7 protein-coding genes are annotated in these 7,994 nt (G+C 62.2%); all 7 read right to left on the reverse strand.

Translation table 11 applies throughout. The features are described 5' to 3' along the window. Positions 1–310: 310 nt before the first annotated feature. Positions 311–964, reverse strand: a complete 654-nt coding sequence (locus VAE48_RS08355) for a DedA family protein (protein ID WP_322792864.1) — start codon at positions 962–964, stop codon at positions 311–313. After that, complete coding sequence (locus VAE48_RS08360) at positions 965–2,290, reverse strand: PrsW family glutamic-type intramembrane protease (protein ID WP_322792865.1); 1,326 nt, start codon at positions 2,288–2,290, stop codon at positions 965–967. 9 nt (positions 2,291–2,299) lie between these two features. Further along, complete coding sequence (locus tag VAE48_RS08365; protein ID WP_322792866.1) at positions 2,300–3,574, reverse strand: peptidylprolyl isomerase; 1,275 nt, start codon at positions 3,572–3,574, stop codon at positions 2,300–2,302. Between the two features lie 22 nt (positions 3,575–3,596). Then, positions 3,597–4,325, reverse strand: coding sequence for a dTMP kinase (gene tmk / locus VAE48_RS08370; protein ID WP_322792867.1), 729 nt, complete (start codon positions 4,323–4,325; stop codon positions 3,597–3,599). A gap of 216 nt (positions 4,326–4,541) precedes the next feature. After that, positions 4,542–5,747 carry an MFS transporter gene (locus VAE48_RS08375; RefSeq protein WP_322792868.1) on the reverse strand — a complete coding sequence of 402 codons (1,206 nt, stop codon included), beginning with the start codon at positions 5,745–5,747 and terminating at the stop codon, positions 4,542–4,544. Further along, positions 5,744–6,349, reverse strand: coding sequence for a hypothetical protein (locus tag VAE48_RS08380; RefSeq protein WP_322792869.1), 606 nt, complete (start codon positions 6,347–6,349; stop codon positions 5,744–5,746). Before VAE48_RS08380 ends, VAE48_RS08375 begins: the two co-directional genes overlap by 4 nt. Further along, the gene (locus VAE48_RS08385) at positions 6,346–7,851 is read right to left on the reverse strand and encodes a M20 family peptidase (protein WP_322792870.1); all 1,506 of its coding nucleotides are present in this window, start codon (positions 7,849–7,851) and stop codon (positions 6,346–6,348) included. Before VAE48_RS08385 ends, VAE48_RS08380 begins: the two co-directional genes overlap by 4 nt. Positions 7,852–7,994 lie beyond the last annotated feature (143 nt).

Below are 7,994 nucleotides of genomic sequence, written 5' to 3' on the forward strand. Positions count from 1 at the left end.
CTGCTCGCCCCAACCCCCCGTAGCCCCCCTTCCCCGCAAGGCTGCCCCGTCCGCTCAACGCGTACCTCTTTGGGGAAGGGGGGCGAGGAGTGTGACCCGCGCCGGGCTGCGTTGGTGTCCATGTCAACGATGCTGCTCCGCGGGGAAGGGGGGCGAGGAGTGTGACCCGCGCCGGGCTGCGTTGATGCCCATTTCAATGACGCTGCTCCGCGGGGAAGGTTTTGGGGATAGATGCCGGGGGTCTTTGCCCGCCAGCATCCAGACTGAGCTTTTATATGGATGGAAAAGAAAGAGGCGTTTTTTTACCCTCTTACTTCAACGCGGCGGCGCGCTTTTCCTGCCGCGCTTTGAGCGTTTCCCACACCGCCGGCAGCACCGAGATCAGCACAATTGCGATGATCACCAGTGAAAAGTTCTTTTCCACGAACGGCAGTCCGCCGAAGAAGAACCCGCCCCACAGGAACAGACTGACCCACAGCATACCGCCGACAATGTTGTAGGTGAGGAAGTAACCGTAGCGCATCTTGCCAATTCCGGCGACAAACGGCGCAAAGGTGCGCACAATCGGCACAAAGCGCGCCAGCAGAATGGTCTTGCCGCCGTGCTTTTCATAAAACTTTTGGGTGCGTTCCAGATACTCGCGTTTGACCCAGCGGCTTTCCTGTTCAAAGACGCGCGAACCGACCTTGTTACCGATCCAGTAATTGACACTGTCGCCGATTACTGCGGCTGCCATCAGCAGCAGCCACAACGGCAGTATTTGCAGCGAGCCCTTGGCGGAAAATGCTCCGGCCGCAAACAAGAGCGAATCGCCCGGCAGAAAGGGTGTCACCACCAGGCCGGTTTCGATAAAAATAATCCCAAACAGCACCGCATAGGTGCCAACCCCCACGCTGCGGATAATCACATCCAGATAGTGGTCAATGTGCAGCACAAAATCCAACGCCAGCCGAATCCAGTCCATTCATGTATTCCTGTTTGATAAGATGTCTTCCATCCGCTCGTCGGCTGCCGGCTGGTTTTGAGCCGTGCCGGCCGCTGGCGAGTCGGTTTGAGAAGGATGAGCCAGCCGGATTGCCGTTTGCGCTTCGCGTTGCAGGCGGTAGTTCATCCACACCAGCAGCAGCAGGTTGAGCAGTGCCATGCCCGGCAGTACCAGCCAGAGCGGGTTAAAAGTTTGGTCGGTAACCGGCAGGCGGTTAAGAAGCGGCAGCCGCGGGGTGACCGGAACGGCGCTCAGCACGCCAAAAAGGTTCCAGAAGGCGTGCAGCCCGACTGCCAGCAGGTAGCTGCCCACCAGTCTGCCCCAATAGCGGCGCTGTGCCCAGAAAGAGGCCAGCCCCCAGCCAAAGATGGCGGTAGCGGTGGTGTGCAGCAACAGGGAGCCGATCCGCGCAACCAGAATCAGCACGCCGCCGCCGTTGCCCGCGCCGGCCAGTGCGCTCAGATTTTCCCACAAGCCAAAGGCGGCTCCGCACAACGCCCCGCCGACAAACCCCTGTGCCGGGCTCAACCGGTCGCCGGCATACAACCACAACGCCAGCGGTTTGAGCAGCTCTTCCAGCAGCGGGGTGACTCCGGCAACCAGACTGATCAGCAGCGCCACGATGACCGGGTTGGCAAGAATCTGGTTGGCAATCAGTTCCAGTTGCTGCAGGTCCACGTCCGCCGGGTCAAATTGTTCAAAGAAGCGCTGCAAATCGGCCAGCAGCTGCGGCTGGGTGTTCAGATAAACGCCCAGCACCACCACAAAGACCGCCAGCATCACCAGCGAAAGCAGCAGGGTGAGCGGAATGGTCAAGGCAAAGGAAACCGACAAAATCTGCCAGCTGCGCCCGCGCGGCAGCACATTCAGTCCGCGGCGCGCCAGCTCGATGAGAAACCAGGCCGGAATGACGGCGCCGATCACCACCAGCGGCGGCAGCAGCAGCCAGGCCAGCGCAGAGCTTTCCACGACGCGGAAGAGTCCCACCAGCGGCAGCCAGATCAGCATCGCCAGAGAGGCAAGCGCCAGGCGGCGCTGCCCGGCTGCGGGTTCGGCAGCCGTTGCAACCGGGGGGCGAATCAGCCAAAAAAGCCCCACCAGCATCACCGTGCCGACGAATGCGCTGGTAAAGGCGATGTTGAGGAAAGAACCAGCCGAACCCTGCGGCAGACCGAGCAGCGGGGCGGCCATTGCCAGCCCAAGCACCAGAAACAGCAGGGCTGTTCCCAGCGAAAGGGCTGCTCCGCCGCCCAACAGCACTGCCAGCAGCCAGAAACGCCAGCCGGGTTCGACCTTTGCCTGCATAGAGCCGGATTACTTTTCTTCGATGGTCACGGAGAGGACTTTATCGCCGGGGGGCAGGTCGGCCGGGGCAGCGCTGGCCGGGTCACGCGCCGTCAGCGCTTTGGCAATTTCCATGCCCTCAATCACTTCGCCGAAGATGGTGTAACCGCCGTCCAGCTGCGGCAGCTCGGCATAGGTGATGAAGAACTGGCTGCCGTTGGTGTCCGGGCCGGCGTTTGCCATGCCCACCAGGCCGGGGCGGTCGTACTTGAGGTCCTCGCTGACCTCGTTGGCAAACTGGTAGCCGGGACCGCCAAAACCGGTGCCGGAGGGGTCGCCGGTCTGGGCGACAAAGTCGGGCAGTACGCGGTGGAAAATCATCCCGTCAAAGTAGCCCATGCGCGCCAGAAAGACAAAGGAATTGACCGCCAGTGGGGCTTTATCGGCAAACAGGCGGATTTTGATGTCGCCTTTTTCGGTCTTGAGCGTGGCGGTGTACTGCTTGTCCGGCGAGATGATCATCGGCGGGCAGCGGTCAAATTGGATATCGCGCAGTGTGGCCAGTTTGAGGATGGCATCCAGGGTGGCGGGGTCATAGGGTACCTGATCTTCGGGGACAAAAATCAATTCGCCGTCAATGAATACATACAGGGAAGGCGTTCCGGTCAGACCGATTTCCACCCCTTTTTGAAAGGTGCCTTCCACCTTGCGCACCACCGCCTCGGAGTTGAGATCGCGGCTGAAGCGCCCGGCATCCAGCCCGATGGAAGCCGCTTGTTGGTTCAACCATTTTTCAAAGTCGGCTTTGGACTGCGCCGTCCAGACCTGCCAGTTGGCCTGATCGAACAGAAAGTCGTGCATCTCCCAGAATTTGCCCTGCAGCCCGGCGGCTTCGGCGGCCTGAGCGGCGAGAAGGGACTTGTCGTGCGAGGTCAGCGGAAAATGACGGAAGATGACCCGCACCTGATCGGGGTTGGCTTGCTCAAATTCTTTCAGAAAACCGGCTGCCTGCGAGCAGTATGGGCACTGAAAATCGCTGTATTCCACCAGCGTCAGGCGGGCATTCTTTGCTCCGCGCGACCAGTCCGCATCGCTGACCGGCGGCAGGTTGACCGAGGCCGGATCGCGCGGGTCGGGGAACAGGCTGAAGAGCGTGCAGGCCATGGGGGTGCCTTCCGGCATGGGGCGCGGCGTGCGGGTCGGCACGGCGGTAGGTTCAGCCGGGGTGGCAGTGGCCTGCGGCGCACATGCCGAAAGCAGCAAAGCAACCAGTAAGGTTATCCACAACAGGGGGTGTTTCTTCATTGTCAAATACCAAAAACCTTTCTTATCCAGAATATGGGGCGGTTTGCGCCCGCAGGCGCGCCAGCGTGTGCTGGCGCAAGAGCGATTGTACCGCATCCGGCGGTTGTGCGGCATCCACGATAACCCAGCGCCGCGGGTCTGCCGCGGCTATCTGCCGGTAACCGGCGCGCACGCGCTGGTGAAATTGAGCATCACAGGCATCCAGGCGGTTCCACTCGCCTTCTTTCTGCTTGCGGCGCAGCCCGATGAGCGGGTCCACATCCAGCAGAAAGGTCAGGTCGGGCTGTAAACCGCCGGTAGCAAAATGCAGCAACTGCCGCAGGGTATCCAGATCAACGCCGTGACCGTAGCCCTGATAGGCGAGGGTGGAATCGGCATACCGGTCGCACAGCACAATTTTGCCGTCAGCCAGCGCCGGGCGGATGACCTCCTCCACCAGTTGAGCGCGCGCCGCCAGAAAGAGCAGAATCTCGGTGCGCGGGTGCATGGCCGTATTGGCAAGGTTCATCAGCACGGCGCGTACCTGTTCGCTGATCGGCGTGCCGCCCGGCTCGCGCAGGGTCAGCACGTCCCAGCCCTGACTGCGCAGGAAATCAGCCAGCGGGTGAATTTGGGTGGTTTTGCCGGCGCCTTCCGGTCCTTCAAAGGTGATGAACAAACCCAGCAGCGTGCCTTTCTCATTTCGAGAGTATGCGTTGAATTGTACTCCAGATTTGGATGGCTGGACAATGGGTTGGTAAAAGTAACCCATGGCTTTCTCAAAGTCGAAAACGGTCAAACCGCAGCCGGCGGGCGCTGACCGATGTCTATTCGGAATAATCCACGAATGCGTCCAATCGAGCGCTTTTGCCCCCTCCTGCGCCTCCCCCAATATCGCCAAAGCGATATTGGGGGAGGTCGGTGGGGGTTGTTTTGTAGTGGGCTCATAAAACTGGACACAAAAATAGCAAAGCTAAGGGGTATTTTCCTAATCCGCCGGTGTGACTGCTGGGGCGGCCTCGTTCACCCGCACCTGCCGCACCAGCCAAACCGCCAGCAGGTTCATTGCCAGGGCAGCGATCAGGTTTCCGCCAATTCCCACCCCGTTGAACAGCAGCGGAGCAAACTGCGTGCCGAGCGCGCGCCCCAAAGCGGCCATCGCCAGGGTGCTGGCCATGACGGTTGCCCGCAGGGCAGGCAGCGCTTCGCTCATCAGCGGCAGCAGCGAAACCAGCGAAAATTCAAACGAGAGGTAAAACAAAAACAGGCCGGCCAGCGCGCCCCACGCCTGCCCGCCCAGGACAAACATGACCACCGCCGCCAGCATGTTCACCAGCAAACCGGCACGCACCGACCAGACCTTGCCCAGCCGGTCCACCAGCGCTGCCGAAAGCCCCTCTCCGCCCATCTCCGAAAGCCCAATCAACACCGCGGCTGCTCCCAGCGCCGCCAGTTGAAAGTTGAAACGCTGCTCCAGCCACAGGCCGAACACCAGGTTGACCGTTTCGTTGGCGGCGGTCAGCAGCAAAATGGTCAGCAGACCGGCGCGGGCCGGGGCCGAACGCAGCAGCAGCCCCAATGGAAGCGGCGGAACGCCGGACTGGCTGGACGGTTCGGTGCGGCGGTTGTGGGGCGGCAGGATGCGCCACACAGCCACCATGCTCAGCGCCCCCAGCAGCGCCAGCGGCAAAAACGGGGACTGCCATGCCCCGCTGCGTCCGAGCAGCACCCCCACCAGCGGCACGCCGATGATGAACGACAGCGACCACGACAGTTCGGTGATGCCCATCACCCGCCCGCGCCGTTCGTAGGCCACCCGGTCACCCAGATAGGCCTGCATGGCCGGCAGAAAAATCATGTAGGCCAGCGCCATCAACGGCAGGCTGATGGCAAAACCGGTATAGGTGGGCAGCACGACCACCGTCAGCGCGCCGATGGTGAACAACCCCATGCCCAGCAGCATACTCACCCGCCGTCCGTAGCGGTCGGCAATCGGGGAAAGGAACGGCCCGGCAAAGGCGATCAACGAGCGCAGCGAAAGCACGAGCGAAATTGCCGGCAAACCAACTCCCAACCCGCTTTGAAAGAGCGAAAGGTAGGGGTACACCATGCGGTAACTGGTGTTCAATACGCTGCGGATGAGGGTGAATACGGCGACCTGTGCGCCCAGTTTCGGCGGTGAGGAGGTTTTCATGCGGCTTTGTGAACGGAGCGTTTCAACAGCAGGCTGAGCTGGGCGCCGCTCAGCAGCGCCAGCCCCAGCAGCAGCCCAAAGGTGAGCCGAATGGCAAACGAACCCGATTGGGCGACCGGCGAGTCGGGGTGGAGGATGTTTTCCGCCCCGCCCAGCGCCAGCCAGAGCGCCAGCCCAAAGGCTGCGTTGGCAAAACCGGTCAGGCGCGGCTGGTCGAGCACCAGCAGCCCGCTTTGCAGCAGCACCCCCACCACACCAAAGGTAAAGGGAATGCGCCAGCGTGGTTCGTCCCAAAAGATGCCGCCCCAATTTTGCCACTGCACCAGCAGGGACATGGGCAGGTAAGTCAGCCAGAAGAGCAAACCGCTCCAGCCCAGCGCGCGCGACCAGTCCACCCAGCGCGCGGGGGAGAGGATGGCGGCCAGCCCGCACAAACCGGCAGCGGCAAACAGCAGTTTTCCGCTCCAAACCCAGGCGCCATGCAGCAACACCAGCCGCAAGTTGGCGCCTAATGTGCGTTCAGCCGGGCCGAAGGCGGTCAGCACGGCAATCAGCGTGAGCGTAATGAGCAGTGAGAGGACAAGCCGGCGCCGGACGGTCATTCTTCCGAAATGGCGGGGGCGCTCTGGCTTTGCGGCTGCATGCCGCCGCACCACAGGCGCATCAGGTGCTGGTAGAACTGTACCATGCGCCCCAGTCCCGCCACGCTGATGCGTTCATTCACGCTGTGGATGCTGTCCAAATCCTCACGGGTCATCACCACCGGCGTGAGGCGCAGCACATTCTCGCACAGGCCGGTGTAGTAACGGGCGTCGGTGGCGCCCATCACCAGATAAGGCGCGGTTACCACGCCGGGAAACACCTCGCGCACGGCGCGGCTCAGGCTCTCGAAAGCCGGGCTGTCCGGCGAGGTTAGCGGGGCTGCTTCCCAGGAGCCCTGCGGGACAACTTCAATTAGAACATTGCGGTCATTGACCACCTGGCGAACGTACTCCACCGCCGATTCAATCGAATCACCCGGCAGCAGGCGCAGGTTGACCAGCGCTTCGGCGGTTGGCGGAAGGACGTTTTCCTTGACGCCGCCGCGCACAATGGTTACCGCAGTCGTGGTACGGATGGCGGCGTTGGTTTTCGGGTCGGCCGAAAGGCGGCGCTTGAGCAGACCGCCGAACAGCCACGGGTTGGCAAAGACCAACTGCAAAGCCGGCGAAGCCGCTGCGCCGATGGCGCGGAAGGTTTCGCGCAGAAAGACGGTGGATGCCGGGAAGGGATGATCTTCAATGGCGGTGATGGCGCGCGCAAGGATGCCGATGGCGGTGCTGGGCGGCGGCGCGGAAGAATGTCCGCCGGGCTGATCCACCCGCAGGCGCAGGGTCAGGTAGCCCTTTTCGCCGATGCCGATCAAAGCAACCGGCAGTTCTACCCCCGGCAGCATGCCCTGCACGATGGCGCCGCCTTCGTCCAGCACCACTTCCAGCTGCTCGCCGCGTTCGGCCAGCAGAGCGGCAATTTGGGCTGCGCCGCGTCGTCCGCCGGTTTCTTCATCCTCACCGAAGGCAAAGTAAAGGGTGCGTTCCGGCTGAAAACCGGCTTTGATGAGCTGCTCGGCGGCTTCCATCAGGGCAATCAGCTGTCCTTTGATATCCAGCGCGCCGCGTCCCCACACCTGCTCTTCGGCAACCTCACCGCTGAAGGGCGGGTGCTGCCACTGATCCAGGCTGTCCTCGGCGGCCGGCACCACGTCCAGATGGGCGCAAAACAGCGCAGCGGGCAGTTCCGGGTTGCTGCCGCGCCAGCGGTAGAGCAGACTGAAATCGGAGACCGTCTGGCGTTCCAGTGTGGCGTGCACGCGCGGGTAAAGCGTTTCCAGCGTGCGGTGCAGCTCGTAAAACGCCATGGCGTCCGGCGGCTGATCATCGTAGGAAACGGTTTTGGCGCGGATTGCCAGCGAGAGATGACCGGCGGCAATTTCGGCATCCACTTCCGGCAGTTCGGCCGGTTCAACCGGCTCCGGCAGGCGCATGAAAAGGCTGGTGCGAATCAGGATAAAGGCGGCCACAAAGATCAAAACCGCCAGCACAGGTATCAATATGGGGAGCAGCATGAGGTTTTCCTCCGGGGAGAGCGAAATCGGTGCCTGCGGCAGGGGTTCAATAGTCGCCGCTGGCGAGCAGTTCGTGCAGGCGCGGGTGGTCGGCATACACCCCGCGGTATTCGGGCGGCAACAGGGTAGCGATGCGACACATT

Source organism: Bellilinea sp. (genome assembly GCF_034432615.1).
Taxonomy (GTDB): Bacteria; Chloroflexota; Anaerolineae; order Anaerolineales; family Anaerolineaceae; genus Bellilinea.